This is a genomic window from Bradyrhizobium sp. USDA 4449 (assembly GCF_054056275.1).
Genome location: NZ_JBSRYD010000001.1, coordinates 3,269,619 through 3,289,616 on the forward strand (window position 1 = coordinate 3,269,619; position 19,998 = coordinate 3,289,616).

A 19,998-nucleotide genomic window follows, 5' to 3' on the forward strand; every position below is an offset into this window, starting at 1 on the left:
CGTCATGCTGGGCATGAGCATGGGGCGGCACAAGCGTTCTTGCGGGCGCGGCCATTCACAAGACGAAGACTGCTTGCGATGCACTGAGTTGCCGAAACTGGAGTCCGAAGCATGAAAACACCTTCATCGCCGCACTTCACGCCAGTGGACTTGAAAGCCTACTTCAACGCCAGGCGCGCAAATGCGCCCGAAGGTTTCGCAAGCCGTCCGGGTGACACGGGCTGGATCAATTCGCTTCGCGGGCTCCAGACCCATCGCGGCATGCCCTTTCTCTTCGGCAGCGATACAGGGCCGGATGTGCTGGAGCTGCGCCCCGGGGCGCCTCCCGCCGTCATTGCCTTGCCGCCGACAATGGCGAGCTATTTGCTGTTTGTGCAAGTGGCGGCAGACCGCACGATTGCAAGCCCCGAGGGTTTCGGAGAGATTGGCCCGGCTACGCTGCCTATAGAAGGCAATCCACTCGGTGATTGCATAGCGACATACGGGCTCCGCTATACCGACGGCAGCGAAAGCGACGTGCCGGTGCTGCGCCGCTTCGCGGTCCAGCAGAACCATATCTCCTGGGGTGCGAGTCCATTCGCTGCCTTGCCTCTACGCGCCCCCATTGTACATGCAAGCACCGGCGAGGATTTCATACTCGGCAGAGCGCCGGGGGCGAGCTTCTTCCAGGGCGAGGCCCGCAACCAATCGGGACGCATGGATCGGCAAGGCGAGAACCTGTGGCTTTACGCGCTGCCCAATCCTTATCCGGACAAGGAGCTCTCGGCGTTAAGTTTGCGCGCGGAGCAGGAAATCTCTCTTGTGTTTGCGGTGACCACGACAGCGCTCGCCCAGCACCCGCTTCGCCTCCAGTTCCGTCGCAAACTGAAAGTGAGCCTGCCGCCCGGGGTCCATCTAAATAAGCTTGGCGAGCTCGATGTTGACGATCGAGGCGAGCAGATCGGCATGGACCTTGGCGCCGTCATCTCCGCCCGCGCAGTGCTCGAGTACTCCAGAGCGGATTGGCTAGGCGCCAAAGTTGATGTGCAGCCCGTGCGCTCCGAAAACGAAGTCATCATCGAGTACTCGGCGCATCCTGATGCGAAGCTCTATCTGTGCTCCGAGGATGGCCGCTTGCATATATTTGACCTTCGATCGCTGGAAAGTGGCGGCAGCGCAGGCGGCGCCTCGTTCGAGATGGCAGCAGTCGAGCCCGCCACAAGGCCGGTCAAGATCCGCATCGTGGAGAAGGGCAGCAGCGCGCGTGTTGCCGCGCGGCTGCATGTCCATGGTGCGCACGGCGAATATCTGCCACCAAAGGGACATCACCGCAAGGTCAATACCGGCCGGTTCGAGGACTTCTCGGGCGAATTTGCCAATGGGCTAAATCAGTACGCTTACGTGGACGGCAGCTGCGAGGCAGACCTGCCGCTCGGGCCCGTGTTTGTAGAGATCTGCAGAGGGTTTGAGGTGCGACCGCTACGCACCATCGTCGAAATCACTCCAATGACTGACAATCTCACCTTTGAGCTCGATCGTGTGCTGCGCTGGCGCGAACGGGGATGGGTGAGCTCTGATACGCACGTCCATTTCCTGAGCCCGCAGACAGCCCTGCTTGAGGGCAAGGCGGAGGGTGTCAACGTCGTCAACTTGCTCGCCGCACAATGGGGCGAGCTATTCACCAACGTCGCCGATTTCGACGGACGCACGACGATCGGGGCAAAGGATTTCGGCGGAGACGGAGAATTTCTGGTTCGGGTCGGCACCGAGAACCGGATGCAGGTTCTAGGGCACATATCTTTGCTTGGTTACGAAGGCGAGATGATCAATCCGCTCTCTTGCGGCGGGCCCAACGAAGCTGCGATCGGCGATGTTCTGGAAGCGACCATGGCCGATTGGGCGGAGCGCTGCCGCCAGCAAGGGGGACTGGTCGTCATGCCGCACGCGCCGAATCCGCAAGCGGAGCGGGCGGCCGACATTGTGCTCGGTCTTGTCGACGCCATCGAAATGATGTCGTTCAACCCGCGGACTGCACAGATCAGCGCATTTGGACTCGCCGACTGGTACCGTTACCTCAACATCGGCTACCATCTGCCGCTGGTAGCCGGCTCCGACAAGATGGACGCGGCCGCACTCCTCGGGGGCTCGCGGACGTATGTGCGGCTTGGCGAACGTGACTTTACGTATCGCAACTGGATGGATGCCGTACGTCATGGCGACACGTTCATTACTGTCGGGCCTCTGATTGAGATGACCGTTGAAGGACGGCGCCCTGGAGGCACGGTGGAGCTTCCCCGTTCAGGCGGCATCCTCACGATCGACTGGCGGATCGAATCGGTCAGCGTGCCGCCAGCGCGCCTGGAGCTGATCCGCAACGGCAGCGTCGTCGAGCAGGTTCGATGTGGCGGCTTATCTTGCAAGGGACAGCTCTCGCTGCCCGTCAGCGCGTCATGCTGGATCGCGCTACGCGTTCGGGGCAGTGTCGCCGGACGCGAAGCCGACATTGCGGCGCATACCAGTGCGGTATATGTCCAGGTAGGCGACATGCCCATCTTTGCCACCGCGGACGCAGTGTCGGTCCTTGCACAAATCGAGGGATCGATCGCCTATATGGACACGCTTGCTCCCAAGTCCGATGAAGCCCGGCACTTGCGGCTGCGAGCCGCCCTTGAACTTGCGCATCATCGCCTGCACCATAGACTGCACGAACTGGGTGCGAGCCACCACCACGCGCCCGTTCACTCCGTTCACGTTGAACGCGAGCATTGAGACGCCTTCGGCGCTATTGACGGTCGCTCGGCGCACTGCCTGCTCGGCAGGCTCTGCTTACGGGCGATTGTTCAATGAAATGCCCACCGGCTGCCTGGGGCCGCGAAGGATAGGCCGCGGTTCTGAAATGATTTCAGGGACGTTGCCTGCTCAATGATCTCGACTGCGCCCGCGACGGGCGCCAGACCGCGGCGGCGCGCTCGATGAGCGCATGACCAGCCGGTACGGCAGTACGACACTTTTCGGGACAGGACTTCCGGCGATGGCATTGATGAGATAATCGGCGGCTCCCCGGCCGATTTCTGCTGCGGGAACACTGACCGTTGTGAGCGGCGGGTCCATTTGCGCCGCCAGCTCCACATCGTCAAATCCTGTGATGGATAGCGTAGCCGGTACGGCCAGACCCATCTTGCGAGCCTCTGCCATTGCTCCGATGGCAAGCGTGTCGGTGGTGCAGATAACTGCTGTCGTGTCCGGGTGATCGGTGAGGAGTTGACGAAGGGCACTACGGCCCTGGGCAAGCGAATAATCGGCCTTGACGATCTGGGTTGGCTTGAGCGGGAGGCCGGCGTCGGAGAGCGCGCGCTGAATTCCCTCGAGCCTGGCGCGGGATCTGTCGTTCGACACGGCAGCGACGTTGGCGATCGCGCCGAAGCGGGCGTGTCCAAGCCTGAGCAGATACTGCGTCATCTCGCGGGTGGCGCTTTCGTTGTCGATTCCGATCGCGGGCATGCCGCCGGCCTTGGCAACATAGGTGGTGATGACGGGTACGCCTGACTGTTCGATCAGGCTCCTCAGCTCCCGTCCGTGGGAAGCTCCGACCAGCACGATTCCATCGATGCCACGTTCAATGAGGCTGCGCAGTTCCTGAAATTCCCGCCGGTGGTCATATTGCGAATTCGCAATGAACAATGTGTAGCCGCTCTCGCTAAGGCGGTTCTGGAGCGCTTCGACGCCTTCTGCAAAGATACCGAGTGCCAGCGTCGGAACGATGATGCCGATGGTCCGCATGCGTCCCGATTTCAATGCTCGCGCTGCGCTATCGCGCGTATAGGCGAGATCATTGATATGCCGCATGACCCGGTCACGAAGCTCCGGCCGTACGATATCGGGGTGATTGAGCACTCGCGATACGGTCGCCGGCGACACATCCGCCTTCCGGGCGACGTCCTCGATCTTCACCCGCGGCTGCTGGCGGCTTTTCGGCGCGATCACGTGTTTCTTGTCCATTTGCGTTGGTCACCAGGAGCCGGAGAGAGTTTCCTCTCACAAGGGTTAAACCATCACCAGCGCCACTTTCTCAAGCCCTGGATGCGGGCCGTGCGCGCTATTTCTGACCCACTCAGGCGCAGATCAAGCGGGACGAGGCCAGGCTCATTTGAAAGTTGGGTGATTCACTTGACTCCGCTTCTCGCATCGCTTAACTCTGAAATCGATTTCAGAAATCGAAGACCAAAGCGCTCGTTTCAGCGAAAAACCGAAGGCTAGGATGTGATGGTCGATCTCTTGAAGGGCGTTCGTGTCCTCAGCCTCAATCACTTTCTGATGGGTCCGGTCGGCGTGCAGTTTCTCGCCGACCTCGGCGCGGACGTGATCGCCGTAGAACCGCCCGGAGGGGCCTTTCAGAGGAAATGGGGCGGGGCCGACAAGCAGGTTGATGGCCAGTCGATGTTGCTTCTCACGGGAAACCGCAACAAGCGCAGCCTCGCGCTCGATCTGAAAAAACCCGAAGCCGTGGTCATCGCCAGACAACTGATCGCGAAATCGGATGTGATCGCAGAGAACTTCCGCCCGGGTGTGCTCGACAAGCTTGGTCTCGGCTACGAGGATGCAAAGAAGATCAATCCGCAGATCATCTATGCCGCTGCGTCCGGCTACGGTCCTGACGGGCCCTACGTCAACCGCCCGGGCCAGGATCTGCTGATCCAGGCGCTGTCAGGACTTGCGATGATTACCGGAAGTCGCGAGCAAGGGCCTCGCGCCGTCGGCGTTTCCGCCATTGATCATCACGGCGCCGCCTTGTTTGCGGCGGGCATCCTGGCTGCGCTGGTGAGGAAAGCGCGCACAGGGCAGGGCTGCCGGGTCGATGTTAGTTTGCTGTCGGCTGCGCTCGATCTCCAGATGGAATCATTTACCTGCTACTTGAACGGCCAAAGGCCTGACGACGTCCGTCAGCCGGGCCCGGTCGCGGGCTGGTATTATGGCGCGCCTTACGGCATCTATGCGACGCACGATGGGCACATTGCGATTTCTTTGGGATCCCTCGAGGCGCTCTCAGACGCGCTTGGCCTTCCCGCCGACCGGCGGATTCCTGACGAGGATGCGTATCGCCGGCGGGATGAGGCCTCCGCCATGATCGCGGCCAATGTCGCCGAACGCACAACGAGCGAATGCATCGGCTTGTTCGAAGCCCATGGAATTTGGCACGCTGCGGTGAACGATTATGCCGACGTGGTTGCGGATCCGCAGATCGCGCACAACGGACATTTTCAGGTCGTCACCGGCGCGACCGGCGCTCCCATTACCCTTGTCGGCCATCCCGTGCGCTACGACGGCGAGCAGCCGGACGTGCGTTTGCCGCCGCAAAAGCTCGGAGCGCAAACCGAAGAGATTCTGAAAGAGCTCGGCTATGACGACACGAAATTGAAGGATCTTTACGATACAGGCGCCATCGGCGCTGCGGACTCGCATCACTAAACGAACAAAGAGATTTCTTGGAAGTAGCAAGCTTTCCAACGGGGGGGGGGGCATAGTGAGAGGCCTAAACGTTGCGCGCGGCGTCGGTCCCTCGCGGTGCTGCTGACGAGGTTTGCTGCTCGGCGGCGATGCAACCAAGCACGCTTGGAAGTCGCGTGAACACTCACCATTCGCGCTAGCCCAGGATCTGTTGGTAAAGAGCTTTGAGTTGTCGCCAGGCCAAAGGCCGCGCGGCGAGTTTTATGATGGACCGGAAGCCATGTCGGACAACCAATATCTGCTCGCGCGCGGGCGCATGCTCAAGCGCATTGCTGAGACTCGGGACATTGCACGCTCGGGCTTGCCACACTGGGCGAGTGCCGCAGACGGAAAATGGACCTTCACGCCCGATGGTGATTGGACGGGCGGGGCATTTGTCGGCGAGCTCTGGCTCGCGCATCTCGCTGATCCCCGGCAGTTCCCAATCGAAGACGCCCGTGCTGCGCTAAGTCGAATGTTGCCGCGTGCCGAGCGGCTTACGGCCTTCAAAGGCTTCGGCTTCTATCATGCTGGCGCCCTCGGCAGCATCTTGTGCAAAGACGAAAACGCACGCGACGCTGCTCTGACAGCGGCGAGGTCGCTTCGTGATATGTTCGATCCACATCTCGGACTGATACCGTTGGGCAGCGATGCCGAGGAGGCGAACGCAGTCGGAGCCTCCGAGAGCAGCATCGACTCGCTCCAGGCGACAGGCCTGCTCTATTGGGCCGCGGACGAGCTTTCCGATGCCGGGATGGAGGAGGTTGCCAATGCACATCTGCGGCGTGTTCTGGACATCCATGTGCGGCGGGACAATTCAGTTATCCAGTCGTCCACCCTCTATCCCCACACCGGGGAGGTACTCAGGACGCACACGCACAAAGGATATAGCGATATCAGCACCTGGGGCCGGGCGCAGGGATGGGCGATGCTCTACACCGCTCACGCCGCCATGGTCCGCCCGGACGAGGAGCTATGGCGCGACTACGCCGTGCGCCTTCTTAACTGGTGGATCGACCACGTCCCTGCGGATCTCGTTGCCTTCTGGGATTTCGACGATCCGGCGATCCCCAACACTAGCAGGGATACTGCGGCCACTGCTATCGCTGCTGCCGCAGCGCTGCGCCTCGCATCCGCACTTGGTCCTGAGCGGGGCGCCAAATATAGATTATTTGCCGAGCGCACAGTTACTCAGCTGATCTCAAAATACCTGACGCCGACTGGTCCCGATGACCGGCGACCGCCTGGAATGCTCACCGGCGGTTGCTTCACCCGAAAGGCAATCGTGCGCGATATCGATGCGGCCCAGAACGTTGAACTGATCTTCGGAAGCTACTTCCTGTTTGAATGTCTTGCCATTTTGACGGACCTGGTGCCGCCTGGCTGGGTCTAGGGGGTGCCGAAACGCTCCGACCAAGACCTCAAACCAAACTTGTTCGTGACGCCACGGCAGTCAATCTCCAGTCCTTGGAGGTTTGCGATGGGCTGACCGAGTTCGAGAGCAATTGACTGCCTCCTGTCCGGAATCCTCTACATGAGAAATGCGAAAACTCCCATTTATCGCGGCTTGTTCCCGGTTGCTCCGACGCCGTTTACGGACTCGGGAGATCTCGATCTCGAAGGGCAGCGGCGCGTTCTCGATTGCATGATTGATCAAGGCGTGGACGGGATCTGCATTCTGGCCAATTACTCCGAGCAGTTCCTGCTCTCTGATCAGGAACGTGACATTCTGGTCGAGCTCTGTCTTTCGCATGTTGCGGGCCGCAAGCCGGTCATGGTGACCTGCAGCCATTTCAGCACGCAGATTGCGGTGCAACGGGCCCGCTATGCGGCCGAACGTGGCGCAAGTCTCCTCATGCTGATGCCGCCGTATCATGGTGCAAGCCTCAAAGCGGACGAAGGCGCCATGATCGAGCATTTCGGCCGGGTCGCGGACACAGCCGGGATTCCGATCATGGTCCAGGACGCTCCGCTGTCCGGCGTTACATTGACGGTCCCGTTTCTCGTTCGGCTCGCTTGCGAGGTGCCGCTCGCCAGATATTTCAAGATCGAGGTGCCGTTTGCGGCTGCCAAGCTGCGCAGTCTGATCGAGCTCGGAGGTGAGATCATAGTTGGTCCTTTCGACGGGGAGGAAGCCATCAGCATGATGGCAGACCTCGACGCCGGTGCGAGCGGAACAATGTCAAGCGCGTTGTTGCCGGACCTGCTGGGCCCCGTGCTCGCTCATCACAGAGCGGGCGACAGGCAGCAGGCCGCTCTGGCGTATGCAAAGGTGCTGCCGCTCATCAATTTCGAAAATCGCCAGTGTGGCCTGCGCGCTGCCAAGAGCGTGATGGCTGAAGGTGGCGTGATCAAATGCGAAGCCGTACGGCATCCGCTCGAACAGATCCATCCCGCGACGAGAGCTGGCTTGATCGAGCTTGCGAATGAGGTCAACCCCCTGGCTCTTCGCTGGGGACATTAAGGTGCGGGCATCACGCGGCGGGAAAAAGCGGCGGAAGCTGTGTACCCGGAAATTTGGATGTTCATCGCTGGGGAATGGACAGAAGGGCGTTCAGATCCCTCGGCATCCTCAAAACGGCGAGCGGATAGCCAATTGACGAAATCTTTTGGCGCCCAAACGATTTCGATCGTGCGATCATGGGCTCCTAAGGAGGGCTGGGCTTGGCGAAAGCGTTCGACATCGACCGATCCAGGGTTGGACCGTCCTGAGGTTCTGGGAGCACGAGATTGAGGACAACAGAGGCGTACTGGTGAGACAGGTAAAACGCGCCGTGAAGGGATCGCGCAAGCGCGGACGGAAGCCGTAGGCCAGAACTAAAACCGGCGGACCTTCTCATCGATGCCACGGCGCGGCGTAGTTTTAGCCGAGCCCCTTTCGTGATTTCCGATTTAAGTTGCATTGCAATATTTTCGCAACTGACTTGCTGGTCGAGATGCTATATCGTGGACGAAAGTTTATTTGCGACTTTTTATTTAGGCAAGCCGATGATCATTTTAGATCGAAAAGTGGCAGCGCTCGTTTCAGCAGCTTGTTGCTTCATGGTCGGGGGATGCGGGACCTATCTCCCGGATATCGTTGCACCAAACGAGCCGCACGCTACGGCGTTCTTGATCAACCGGATCTTGAATCACGCGAAATGCGAACTGCGCGATGCCGTGATCGCGGCTCACAACAACGATCTCAAGAACGCTCTGCGATGTCACACGCGACGACTGACTTGGCTCGATAAGGCCAAAGCCAAGATCACGATCAAGCTCATCGCCGAGGAAAAGGGCAGCCTAAATCCGGGGCTCAGCTTCAAGCAGCTGCTCCCCAGTGCAACAACGAATTTTAGCAACAGAACGAGTATCTCAACGCCTCAATCGACAGCTCTAGGACTGGGAGGACTCCTGCAAGCCGACGCTACGCGCACGGAAAACATCGACTACACTTACGACGTAGCTGCCGACTTCCTCAACAATCAAACGCATGACCTTGTCGAGCCCCGACCTTGCATTGAAAAAGGCGGCATTTTTCTCGACGCCGATCTAAAGGTCCAGGACTGGCTCGATGGCGCGACGCTGCCGTTCTTAATTTCAGCCAATGTACCCTCTGAGGTCGGGACCACTGCGCCCGACGTTCTGACGCACGAAGCAAATTTCGTCGCGATGGCGAACGGTAACATCACCCCGAGTTGGACCCTCGTAAACGTATCCGCAAACACGGCCGCTAATCTGATCGCAGCAGGCAGAACAACGACCGGCGACATAATCATATCGCTGGGCGCACCGAGCAAAGTTCCGCAGGCTCATGATATCGCGAAGCTGAATTCAGGATTCACGGCAGCGGTAAAATCAGGGAGCTGAGATAGAAGATGAAAAAGGTCCCCAGGGTCTTGAGCGCTTCAAAAAAGATGGGGCATCCGAAGGTTGCGAAGCCCAAGTCTTTGACCAGTGGCATACACTTCGCTCAACAACACGCTGCGCCGGGGGACGTTGCATGGATAGGACCCTGCAACAACGGCACACGGATCGTCTGCTATTATGATGAGAATATGGATCCATCGGAATGCAGAAATCAGCCTTGCTGATTTTTGTCCAACGGTCTCGGGCGGGAGTTTTCTCCAGGCTGTGATGAAAAACCAACTTGATTTCATTGGCTGCGAAGCCCAGCAGGGAGAAGGAGAGGGCATGCTTGAAAGATGGTCCGCTTGAAGTCATAATAAGCGTTCATGATCGAGCCAAATGTGGTAGGGTCAGTTCACCCTTTCCTGCGATAACCGAGACGCTGAATTCCACCGCGGCAGCATCCAGAACCGGCACGCACACCGCGCTTTCGCGCGCTAGGCGCACCGCACACTCGATATCCTTTGCAGCATTCCCAATCGAGATTGCCAGTGCATCTGGTCTCTCTCCCAACAAAAAGGCAGCGAAGGCTTGAAATATTCCACTGTTAGTAGAACCCCGACTGACCAGGGAACGCAGCGTTACAAGATCAATCTGAAGACGATCTGCCAATTGGCAAACCTCAGCGGCAACCGCAGCTATGCCCATAGTCATGCTGTTGTAAACGAGCTTCAGCTTGTGGCCTTGTCCGACATCGCCAGCATGCAGGACGGTCTCGCAAAACGCGGCCAGAATGCGTTCGGCGACGGGAAAGAGTGTTGCATCTGATCCAACCATCGCATTGAGAAGGCCGAGCTCAGCTTGCTCGGGGCTTCGTGTCACTGGAGCGTCAATAAAGCTTAGACCTCGTCTTTGCGCCTTTTTGGCCAATGCAATGGTAGAGGCAGGATAAGAGGTCGTGCAATCAATTATCAAACCTCCTCGGCTCATGTGCGCAAACAGCCCATCGTGACCGAGACACACCGTCTCAACCTCGCGGCTGGAGGGTAAGGACAACACCACCACACTTACGTGCTGCGCCAACTCAGCGAGCGACTTGTGCGCTCGGGCTCCGGCACCTGTCAGGCGATCAGCACCGAGCCGGTTCTTGTTGACTTTGATGTGGAGCTCGCTTTGCTGACGCAGCAGGCTGATGCCTATACCCGTTCCCATGCGCCCTGCTCCGACGAGACCTATGCACTGCTTGATCGTTGTGGAGGGCGCGTTCACTGATGATCCCTTGCTCATGATTCAACATCCTGAAAAAAGCCATGCCTTTGCAGGATGGGCACGAGCTCGTGGTGGTTGTTGATCGTGTAATCTGGATGGGCGGCTTGCAGGCGGGAGGTCGAAACAAATCCCCCGGTAATAGATATGCTCGTCAGCCCGAGGTCTCGTGCAATATTGGTCTCGACCGGCATGTCGCCGATGATGAAGGTGGACGATGGCTTCAGGTTGTGGTTGTCCATATAAAGCCGAAGTCGCTCTCCTTTGCTCATCGATTTGTACTGCGTGGCGCGACTTTCGAATGCGAGCACATCGGTGATGTAGTTATCCACCCCAAGCCTTCTCAGCTGGGATTTCAGAGGCGCAACTATGTGGTTGCTAAGAATGATGAGCAGTGCTGATTCTCGTTGCGCCAACTCCAGTACTCTGCGCGCCCCCTCACGTAAATCGGCTTTGGCCGCAAGAGGCTCGTATGTGTCGTGAAACAGTGCGCCTTCGTCATGCTCCACTGCCTCAACCTCCTCCTGCGGCATTCCAAGGCTATGATAGAGACGAGAGAGGGGAACATCACAACGATCTCGAAAGGTCTTTATATCGATGCTCGGGCGACCAAAGCGGTCCAAAATGACATTGGTCGTTTCGAGCAGCGCATAGGTGTCATCGAGCAGTGTTCCGTTCCAGTCAAACACGAGAACGGGTTTCATGATCTTGACCTCGAACGGGTATTGATAGGAAGGGTGGCCAGCAACGCTTCCAAGTGACTACGCGCGAGCTGCCGCCCAGCGGGGGTCGGCATGTCGAACGTGAAGGGTGACAGATCGATGCCCTCTAGCCTGTTGGCCAATACCGATACAAGGGCGCGGAAGGGCAGATAGGTTATCGATGCTGCTTGGATCCCCGTCGCAATATTGCTCTCAACGATTCTGAGCGCTGGCGGCTCCATCCTGTGGAAGCGGAGGCATTGGGCGAGCAGTTCGGACGGCAGCCGCTTCAATGCCTGCCAGAATGCGAGCTCGTCTAGCGTATCAATACCCATGCCGTAGTAGTTTGGCGCAACTATAGGAGGAGAACCAATCGCCCAATGTACAGCTTTGGCTCCAGCGGCAAGAAGCATCGTCGTGACGGCTTTGCTGGTATCACCTCGAATGAGCGCCTCGTCGACAATTATTACGGTCCGCTCAGCAACGGCGGGTTCGGACACTCGATACTTCCGGGCGATGCGAGATTGCCGGGCGTTGGTTCTGCCGAGCAGCGTTCGCTCAAAAAATTGCGTCGCCACTACGTCAATACGGTCGGTAACCACGCCCTGTTCGGCGAGAGAGTCAAACAGACCATCGGCGTATGGCCCCCCTGTATTTGGCATGGAGGACACGATTGGCGGCATCAAGAGATCTGTTTTAACTCGCTCCGCAACAATTCTCCCCAAAGAGAGTCCGATGTTGTAACGGGTTTGGCGATGTGAATGGCCGTCGACCGACGTGTTCGGGCTTCCCAAATAGAGGGCTTCGTAGGCGCAGAGCTTGGCCCTATATCCTCGGCAGTTCAGGGCATGGTCAACGCTGGCGCCGGTCTTAGCATCCACGCGCTGTATGCTCCCAGGCAAGAGCTCGCTGGTTTCACCTTCCAAGCCTGCGAAGGCACAATTTTCAGAAGCAAAGAGCAACAAGCCATTACGTGCTCGCATAGTCTCCAATGGTCGCAAACCGCTTCGACTGCGGTATGCAACAAGATCTCCGTCCTTATCTAGCAAAAGCGCACTAAGGGCACCATCGATACGGTCATCAAGATCGCGAAAGATAGCTTCGTAGTTTACGGGCCGGCCGTGACGCCAATATTCTCGTTCGCAAGCGTGTTCAATCCACCTCAGCAAGAGCTCGGCGTCAGTGCTCGTATCTAGCAGCCGGCCTCGAGCGAGTAATTCGCTCCTGAGTTCATGAGCGTTCACCAAGGCGCCGTCCAGCGAAATGGCGAAGTGGCGGCTAGGAATTGACTGGACGCCGCCGCCATCTCCAGTTCCACAGGATCCGCTACGGATCTGCGCAATTGCAACATGAGGCTGAAAGCCCGGGTCCTGGTCGATGCAGTCAATGCGTACCGAACTATCGTTTGATTGAAACGCCCTACCATGCCGGAGTCCGCGCCCTTGCATAACGGCAGACACTACGACACCAGCTTGCCCACGGAGTGCAAGGGTGGGAATCATTTTGTTCAGTTGATCAACGACACGCGGCGATGGTTCACTTGAAACGCAGAGAAACGCACCGGCGACACCGGACATATAGTCACTCACTTGTTAAGGATTAGCTCTGGCGGGGTATCTCGATGGCTCTTCGCTTCATCCTTAAGCAAGCGTCGTACCAGCCTTTTGCATGTGCTGGCTGGCATTTCCGGAGCGAGGCGAGTTGGAAGACAAGCCATTCTAGCGATCGAGTGGGCATTGTGTGCCGCTTAAGCACCCACGCAATGTTCGGGATGCTACGACCATGTGCGAAAAGCGCCACAGCGGACGAACAGATGCGGGCTTAAATAGGCGAGAGCTTTCTGATCTTTCACTCATGTCTTTCATTTTGCGTCTAGCCATTAAAGCGGAGAAGGATGACCACCAAGAAGAAGGGCTCTGTGCAGGCCAAAGAGTGGCTTTGATGCTCGCCTTATCAACTACTAACACTGGCAATTGATCTGGATTAGCCATGACGCACAGTGGTCGCTCGCGCGGACCCGGACGATGCACCATCGGACAGTTTGGTCAGAAGCTGCAATATGTCACCTTCAATGGTCTTTGCCCGGCGCGCGCTGCCTTATCCTCACGCTTGCGAAATCCTTTGGCTCGGAATGACACAGGCATAGAGGCGCTATCGGCAGAACGATTCGCAGGGAGGACAACGGCAGGTGCCCCTATTTGCAAGCAGTCCAGAACAAGTTTCTGTGTTGCCATTGTTGAGCCAAGGATCAGTCCGACTTGATGTTGAGCCACAACGGCGATCGCGAGCGTCAGCTCGCCGTTCGAGGTCGACTGCCTTATGAGGGTCACTTTGCCGCCCCTCCGGACAATGTTCTGTGTTACCGGGCAGGCGCCCGGCGCCCAAGACGTGGCGTCGAGCTCTGCATTTTGCGGCGAACATCAGTTCATCGATCTCGCGAATGAGGAGGTCTTCCATACATCCTCATCAGTGCTCGACAGGACGGTGTATACAGGCGAATCTGAGGCGAGCGGCGTCGTGGATCCCGCTGGCCACCTGCCGCTCCGCAAAGCTATTGCGGAGAGGATGGCGGCCGAGACAGGTTTTGATTGGTGTCCGGAAGAGATCGCAATCACCGCTGGTTCAGATGAAGCGCTGCTTTATGCAGTGTTGGCTGTTCTGGAGCGAGGCGACGAAGTTATCATTATCCGGCCCTGGCAGCCGTCGGTACCAGCGCTCGTTCACGGCGCTGGCGCGATACCGGTGTTCGTCGATGCTCAGCGACCACGATATACCCCAGATGTCAGTTCGATCCGAGCTGCCGTCACATCACGCACGAAAGCGATGATGATCAATTCACCCAACAATCCAACGGGTGCAGTTTACAATCGAACAACATTGCAGGAGTTAGCCGAGCTTGCTATCGAGTTCCGGATATGGATTATTTCGGACGAGCGCTACTCAAGATTAGTATTCACAGGCTTGCAGCGCCATGAGTCGATCGTCGTGGTGCACCCCGCCTTGAGATCACGAACGATCATCGTCAATCCATGTTCACAGGCACTGGCAATATCTGGCGCTCGCTTGGGTTATTTCGCGGCTCCCCGGTCCATCGTTTCCACCGCAAGCAAGCTTCGGGGCTATTCAGCGATGACACCAAGCCAAGAGGTGCAGCGCGCCACGCTAAGCCGCTTTCGCGCCGGCGGTCAGGTTGAGCGGGAGACATACGAACGGCTTTTCAGCGCTCGCGACTCAGGTCTTAATATTCTTTCTAATCTACGCGATGTAACCCTATCTCGCGCCGACGGCGCATTCTTCTTCTATCTTGATCTAAACAGGCTTGCATCTGCCTTGAGGGACGAGGGGCAAGTTGGAGTGACGGATGATTTTGCAAGATGGCTTCTGAAGAAAACTAATGTGGCTTGCGCCGCGGGAGAAGCGTTTGGCGACGTCAGCGGCCTGCGAGTCTCATTCGGCGCCCCACCAGGGACATTGGCGATCGGACTGAAGCGCATCGTCCAGGCGCTAAATAGCCTTAGGCTCAGATAATCGCTGGTCGAGGCTCAGATGAAGGCATTGGTATGAATATCTCCGCTTCAGCTCTTAACTACTTTCACTGTGCACTGTAAGCAGCTCCTGTGTCCGTGAACGGCGAGCATCGGTTAAGGTGTGACATGAAGGGACTGCGATTCCTAGTTGCTTCGGGCCACGTCTCCTGATCTTAGAAATAGAAGGACCGGTCGACGAGTCAGTATGCGGATCGAAAGGATGAGAGGTCGGGGCTGTGCCAACTCGCCCTATTCCAGCGGCAAGCGGAGCCCAAGGAAGGACGGCGGAGATGCGTTCCATCTGATGATGGTGACGGTCAAATCGGCTCGACTGGCGGAGCTGAGATAAACGGTGGTTAGGCGGATATGTTGAGCCGCCATGATCCCGGATCATGTGCTGCCTACCCTTTAGCCGTTCGGGGCATCCGTGTCCGGTGTCTTCACGCAACACGGGCGGCGATGCAACGATCGGCGGCTGTTCGCGAGGTTGAGCGAGCACCACTCCAAAACGAGCATCTGTGTTTTTCTCAACGTGCCTTCAGCGCCAAATCGGTGCAGACGAGCGCATCGGTGTTCCCGACACTCCCGGGCATCTCGGCACAGTTGCCAATGATACGCGCAGTTCGCTACGATTTATGCAATCTCGTCCTAGCGCGATTGCCTAGGCGCTAACTGAATTGCGAAGCGCGTTCGTTTGGCGATGAGCCATTCCGTGCATTGCGCGGCGACGATATCGTTTATCTGCTTGTGAGTTTCGCTGCACTCGTTCGCCCGACGTCGAAGGCACAAGGCGCCGCAGGTCGTGCGCATTGAGATTGTTGCCGCAGGGGCGAGTGCTTGGTCCGAAACCGAACGCGTTCGGTGTCGCGAATCGGTCAAGTCGCGTCCAACCTGCACTTTGGTCAGACAGTTGCCAGCGATTCCTCTGATTGGAACTGGCCCGGAGCGTGCATCGTGACTGTGGGAGCCCATCTGAGTCTCGCGACATGAGCAGCAGTTGGGACGCAAATCGATGTATCTGACGTTAGGTGCGGAGACTGTATGCGAATCTGCGGTATCAAACTGACCCATGACGGAGCAGTCGCGCTTGTCGAGGACGGACGGCTAGTCTTTTGTGTCGAGCAGGAGAAGCGGGACAATAATCCACGATATCAAAAACTCCACAATCTCGATGCGGTTGTTCACGCCTTGGCAGAGCACGGTTTTGATCCGGGGGACGTTGACCAATTCGTTATCGACGGATGGTGGGGCGAGGTTGAGTCCCAATTTCAGGTTCTCAGCGGGACTGCACCCATCGCCCTTAAAGCGGCGCCATATGTTGAGAGCGATGCCGAAGGACTCCTCATAGCGCACGACGGCGCTGGGCTCATGCTCAAGGAGAGCGCCTTCCCCTATAAAAGCTATCCGCATGTCGCAGCCCACGTGGCTTCCGCTTTTTGTACTAGTCCTTTCGCCAAAGCCGGGGAGCCCGCGTTCTGTCTGGTTTGGGACGGTGCCTCCTTTCCACGGCTCTACCATGTAGAACGTCGGGCAGCCAGGTTCCTCGAGTGTCTCTTCCCGCTGATAGGGCATGCTTATGCTGCCGCGGGTTATCATTTCGGGCCATACAAGCAGGCGAACCGGACCAAGTGGGACCTGGGTGTTGCCGGCAAGTTGATGGCCTACATCGCACTCGGTTCAGTCGATGAAGGCATCGTCGAGGATTTTCACCAGCTCTACGCAAAGCACTTTAGCACGTTTACGGAGCCCGTCGGTCGTTGCAGCGAGGACGTCGCGCTTGAGCCTGTCCATGCTTTCTTCGATGCCTGCGCGCTTCGGCTAAGGGCCAAACCTTCCGCAAATGTGCTTGCATCCTTTCATTGCTTTCAAGAGCGATTGCTCGTTAGCAAGCTCGCGAGTGCCATACAGAGACATTCGAGCCTTCCCGCGCGTAATCTCTGCATAACCGGCGGCTGCGGTCTCAACATAAAATGGAATAGTGCATTACGAGCGACCGGCTTGTTCGATGCTATCTGGGTGCCCCCCTTTCCGAATGACAGTGGCTCCGCAATAGGTGCTGCTTGCTCCGCATTGGCGGCGGAACAAGGTTTTGTACCCTTGGAATGGTCCGTCTATAGTGGTCCAGCCGTGGAAAGAGGGGACGTGCCGTCCGGATGGAGCGGCGCACCATGCAGCATGCGCGAACTCGCGACCATTCTTGCCAGCAACAAGCCTGTCATTTTTCTTGCGGGCCGCGCGGAGCTTGGACCTCGGGCTCTGGGTAGCAGAAGCATACTGGCCGCGGCGACAACGCCGCAAATGAAGGACCGTCTCAACGACATCAAACATCGCGAGCACTTCCGGCCAGTGGCGCCAATATGCCTGGAGGATCGGGCGACGGATATTTTTAGTCCCGGAACGCCAGATCCTTACATGCTCTTCGAGCACCTAACACGACCAGAATGGCGGGATAAGATTCCCGCTATTGTACATCTGGACGGATCTGCCCGATTGCAGACTATTTGCAGGACCTCTCAGCACAAAGTTGCCGAGCTTCTCGTCGAATACGAAGGCCTCACGGGAATTCCTCTACTATGCAACACCAGCGCCAATCACAATGGACGCGGCTTTTTCCCGAATGCGGCATCCGCCTGTCAGTGGGATCGCGTTGATCACGTGTGGTGCGATGGCATGCTGTGGACGAAACCAGGGGGCGGCGACTGAGCGCCGCCGGATACTGCTAGCTCTTCTTGATTGCCGAGGCCTCCGCCGCATCAGAAGTGATGAGACGCAGCACAAGTCATCGGACATTGCGGTGGATTGGAGGCGAGGTTGTTAGCTTAGTTCGATCGAATCCTAGCGCGGAGGGTCCATCGCTAGCTTATCGAGGAGAAATATCGGTTGCAAAAAGTCCGGCCGGAGTACGAGCTAGTGCTCGGCAGAACCGCGACGGCGTGGATTTCAGCTCGCTAATCTGGCGACTCGCGAGCTTGAAGAAGAGAGGCTCATGCCGAGTTCTGTGCAAGGCACATTTGAAAGTCGTTCTCGCAGCCGGCATGCAACCTGCTGAATATCCGGAAACGAGAGAGGCTGGATGACAAGCAGTGACATCATTCGCCTTTTACACCAACACGGGCGCGTATGGACTGTAGGAGAGAGCACAACTGTGAGGATACTGACAAAGCCCAAGCATGACGCGCAATTGTGCGTCTGGTCAGCTGGGGCCTGCGTGTCCTTACTCGGCTATCTGCGTCGATTGCGCCATTCGGCCCAATCGACGCCGGCCTTGATGGGCGCACCGTGAGCCGCCAATGAGTTCTCCGGCAGTCCATGCGGCCAAATGGCGCCTGGAAGGCAAAGCGCAAGTTCCCTTAACAACCGTGCGACGAATGGAGCGCATCAGGCGAAGTAAGGCCAATGACAAACCGTTTCACTCATACTAGGAACTTCAAATGGATCATTAAGTACTGCCGGTTTTTCAAGATGGCGGCAAGACACCGCGGGTTTCGTGGTGGATCTATTCCGAAAGGTGTTCGGCAGACATCAGCGCGATGCCTACGCCCTTTCCATGTTGATCGAACGGCAGGACAAGGTCGCGTGAGGCCCCTTCCCACCGTCAGTTGCAAAGGCGCTCTTCGATGCGGCGCAGGAACGAATCCGAGCTGAAGGACATACGCTGCAAATCACCTCCGAGCCTGCTGGTGAAACAGAGGCGCGAGATCCGTCCGAAATCCAGTTCGAATGGGCCCGTGACACGGTTGCCTGGCATTTCGCCGATATCCCGCCGATCAGGCTCGTGACTATGGTGCGGCAATTTGCCGGCCACATGCGCGCGGACATCCAGATCGCAATCGACAAGCTATTCGCTTCGCCGGTCCGCTTCTTTGGCCTGCACCAGCAATGGGCTATGGAGAAGCTGTCATTCGCGCACCTCCGGCGTGCCGGAGACTATCGCGTCTTGCTGGCGTCGCCACAATATTACCATATCGACATCGGCGAGGGTACGCCAGTCAAATGCTTGCACAATGGGCTTTGGCTATCCGAGACGAACGAGTTTCGTTACGCTGTCGTGCTGTTCTACTACCGCCAGCCAGTGCAACAATGCGGACAGACCCAGAGGAGATGATGCACATTGACATCGCGGTGCCCGCCGGCGGGGCCGGCGAGTCTTTCGCCCATGACTGTTTCGTTGAACGGGAGAGAGCGGTACAATCCGCCGGATCGTACCGTGGTAAGATCCTGTCCCTCGAGAGCGATCCGTACTACAGCGGCCGTTCGCGCGGCCTTACGGTGCATCGTTGGCCCCGGGTAGACGGTGCGGACGTGATCCTGCCCGAAAAGGTGCTTAAACTGCTCGATAGAAATGTATTGAGCTTTGTCGGAATGCGAGATGCGCTGCGCCGGCTCGGCCAATCGACACGCAAGGGCATCTTGCTTTATGGCCCGCCCGGCACCGGCAAGACCCACACGATCCGATACCTCGCAACTAACCTGGCTGATCAGACCACCTTAATAACGGCAGCCGGGGAGGTCGGTGCGCTCGGTGTGAATATGAATCTCGCCCGGCTGTTGCAGCCGGCATTAGTGGTGATCGAGGACGTCGATCTTATCGCGCGCGACCGCATTGAGATGCGAGACGCGCGCGAAGAATTGATGCTCAACAATCTGCTCAATGAGATGGATGGGCTGAAGGAGGACGCCGACATCCTGTTCTTACTTACCACCTACCGACTGGAAGAGCTTGAGGACGCGCTCGCGGCGCGACCTGGCCGGATTGACCAGGTCATCGAGGTGCCGTTACCTGATGCCGGTGGCCGCGACAAGCTGGTGCGGCTCTATGGCAAACACCTGCCACTCACTGAGCCGTTGTCAATGAAGCCGTGCGACAGAGCGAGGGCCTCAGCGCCGCCTCTATCAAGGAGTTCGTGCGGCGCATCGCGCAATCGTCCATCGCGCGCAATGGCGGCAAAACGGTCATCTGCAATGATGTCGATCAGGCACTCGACGATATGCTACCGAGGAGGGGGTACACATCGGCTGCCGCGTAAGTTTGATCATGAGCCGCGACAAGGGAGCAGGAGGCCCGTCCCAACCGCGCTAAGGTCGCGCATCTGCAGGAGCTGACGGGCCTGTGGGAACGGCGGAACTGCTTGTTCATTGGGGCGGATCGGAAGATGATCCGCTATGGCTCTAGCCGTCCTCTGGACGCGGCTCTTTCGTGTCGCCGCCACCGA

At 58.0% G+C, this 19,998-nt stretch carries 13 protein-coding genes; 9 read left to right on the forward strand and 4 right to left on the reverse strand.

The window, feature by feature from the left end; translation table 11 throughout:
- Positions 1-111: 111 nt before the first annotated feature.
- Positions 112-2,748 carry a CehA/McbA family metallohydrolase gene (locus ACVIIW_RS15490; RefSeq protein WP_456701538.1) on the forward strand — a complete coding sequence of 879 codons (2,637 nt, stop codon included), beginning with the start codon at positions 112-114 and terminating at the stop codon, positions 2,746-2,748.
- A 150-nt stretch (positions 2,749-2,898) separates the two neighbouring features.
- Here the strand turns inward: ACVIIW_RS15490 and ACVIIW_RS15495 are convergent, their stop codons facing one another.
- On the reverse strand, positions 2,899-3,978 hold the full coding sequence (locus ACVIIW_RS15495) for a LacI family DNA-binding transcriptional regulator (RefSeq protein ID WP_456701539.1): 1,080 nt from the start codon (positions 3,976-3,978) through the stop codon (positions 2,899-2,901).
- A gap of 264 nt (positions 3,979-4,242) precedes the next feature.
- Here ACVIIW_RS15495 and ACVIIW_RS15500 point away from each other — a divergent pair, with 264 nt between their 5' ends.
- The 4 genes from ACVIIW_RS15500 to ACVIIW_RS15515 all read left to right on the forward strand — a co-directional run bounded on the left by ACVIIW_RS15500 (position 4,243) and on the right by ACVIIW_RS15515 (position 9,312).
- On the forward strand, positions 4,243-5,445 hold the full coding sequence (locus ACVIIW_RS15500; RefSeq protein WP_456701540.1) for a CaiB/BaiF CoA transferase family protein: 1,203 nt from the start codon (positions 4,243-4,245) through the stop codon (positions 5,443-5,445).
- A gap of 112 nt (positions 5,446-5,557) precedes the next feature.
- Entirely contained in the window at positions 5,558-6,856 is a 1,299-nt protein-coding gene (locus ACVIIW_RS15505; RefSeq protein WP_456701541.1) for a hypothetical protein, read from the forward strand.
- Between the two features lie 141 nt (positions 6,857-6,997).
- Positions 6,998-7,927, forward strand: coding sequence for a dihydrodipicolinate synthase family protein (locus ACVIIW_RS15510; protein WP_456701542.1), 930 nt, complete (start codon positions 6,998-7,000; stop codon positions 7,925-7,927).
- A 482-nt stretch (positions 7,928-8,409) separates the two neighbouring features.
- On the forward strand, positions 8,410-9,312 hold the full coding sequence (locus ACVIIW_RS15515) for a hypothetical protein (RefSeq protein ID WP_456701543.1): 903 nt from the start codon (positions 8,410-8,412) through the stop codon (positions 9,310-9,312).
- Positions 9,313-9,675: 363 nt separating this feature from the next.
- On the opposite strand, the gene ACVIIW_RS15520 is transcribed toward ACVIIW_RS15515, so the two are convergent.
- Genes ACVIIW_RS15520 through ACVIIW_RS15530 form a run of 3 tightly spaced genes read right to left on the reverse strand, consistent with a single transcriptional unit; the run spans position 9,676 to position 12,835 of the window.
- Positions 9,676-10,578, reverse strand: coding sequence for an NAD(P)-dependent oxidoreductase (locus ACVIIW_RS15520; protein ID WP_456701544.1), 903 nt, complete (start codon positions 10,576-10,578; stop codon positions 9,676-9,678).
- Complete coding sequence (locus tag ACVIIW_RS15525; RefSeq protein WP_456701545.1) at positions 10,575-11,261, reverse strand: HAD family hydrolase; 687 nt, start codon at positions 11,259-11,261, stop codon at positions 10,575-10,577. Before ACVIIW_RS15525 ends, ACVIIW_RS15520 begins: the two co-directional genes overlap by 4 nt.
- A complete protein-coding gene (locus ACVIIW_RS15530; protein WP_456701546.1) occupies positions 11,258-12,835 on the reverse strand; it encodes a hypothetical protein in 1,578 nt (525 codons plus the stop codon). Before ACVIIW_RS15530 ends, ACVIIW_RS15525 begins: the two co-directional genes overlap by 4 nt.
- Positions 12,836-13,646: 811 nt before the next feature.
- Between ACVIIW_RS15530 and ACVIIW_RS15535 the strand changes: the two genes are divergently transcribed.
- The 4 genes from ACVIIW_RS15535 to ACVIIW_RS15550 all read left to right on the forward strand — a co-directional run bounded on the left by ACVIIW_RS15535 (position 13,647) and on the right by ACVIIW_RS15550 (position 19,888).
- Positions 13,647-14,786, forward strand: coding sequence for a pyridoxal phosphate-dependent aminotransferase (locus ACVIIW_RS15535; RefSeq protein ID WP_456701547.1), 1,140 nt, complete (start codon positions 13,647-13,649; stop codon positions 14,784-14,786).
- A 1,040-nt stretch (positions 14,787-15,826) separates the two neighbouring features.
- Complete coding sequence (gene nodU / locus ACVIIW_RS15540) at positions 15,827-17,488, forward strand: nodulation protein NodU (RefSeq protein ID WP_456701548.1); 1,662 nt, start codon at positions 15,827-15,829, stop codon at positions 17,486-17,488.
- 1,078 nt (positions 17,489-18,566) lie between these two features.
- A complete protein-coding gene (locus ACVIIW_RS15545) occupies positions 18,567-18,890 on the forward strand; it encodes a hypothetical protein (RefSeq protein ID WP_456701549.1) in 324 nt (107 codons plus the stop codon).
- Complete coding sequence (locus ACVIIW_RS15550; RefSeq protein WP_456701550.1) at positions 18,890-19,888, forward strand: AAA family ATPase; 999 nt, start codon at positions 18,890-18,892, stop codon at positions 19,886-19,888. The genes ACVIIW_RS15545 and ACVIIW_RS15550 overlap by 1 nt, the downstream gene beginning before the upstream one ends.
- Positions 19,889-19,998 lie beyond the last annotated feature (110 nt).

Coding starts and splice junctions, on each gene's coding strand:
- ACVIIW_RS15525 (WP_456701545.1), bottom strand. CDS start 11,261: ATGAAACCCGTTCTCGTGTTTGACTGGAACGGAACACTGCTCGATGAC.
- ACVIIW_RS15530 (WP_456701546.1), bottom strand. CDS start 12,835: ATGTCCGGTGTCGCCGGTGCGTTTCTCTGCGTTTCAAGTGAACCATCG.
- ACVIIW_RS15520 (WP_456701544.1), bottom strand. CDS start 10,578: ATGAGCAAGGGATCATCAGTGAACGCGCCCTCCACAACGATCAAGCAG.
- ACVIIW_RS15545 (WP_456701549.1), top strand. CDS start 18,567: ATGGTGCGGCAATTTGCCGGCCACATGCGCGCGGACATCCAGATCGCA.
- ACVIIW_RS15510 (WP_456701542.1), top strand. CDS start 6,998: ATGAGAAATGCGAAAACTCCCATTTATCGCGGCTTGTTCCCGGTTGCT.
- ACVIIW_RS15495 (WP_456701539.1), bottom strand. CDS start 3,978: ATGGACAAGAAACACGTGATCGCGCCGAAAAGCCGCCAGCAGCCGCGG.
- ACVIIW_RS15550 (WP_456701550.1), top strand. CDS start 18,890: ATGCACATTGACATCGCGGTGCCCGCCGGCGGGGCCGGCGAGTCTTTC.
- ACVIIW_RS15490 (WP_456701538.1), top strand. CDS start 112: ATGAAAACACCTTCATCGCCGCACTTCACGCCAGTGGACTTGAAAGCC.
- ACVIIW_RS15500 (WP_456701540.1), top strand. CDS start 4,243: ATGGTCGATCTCTTGAAGGGCGTTCGTGTCCTCAGCCTCAATCACTTT.
- nodU (WP_456701548.1), top strand. CDS start 15,827: ATGCGAATCTGCGGTATCAAACTGACCCATGACGGAGCAGTCGCGCTT.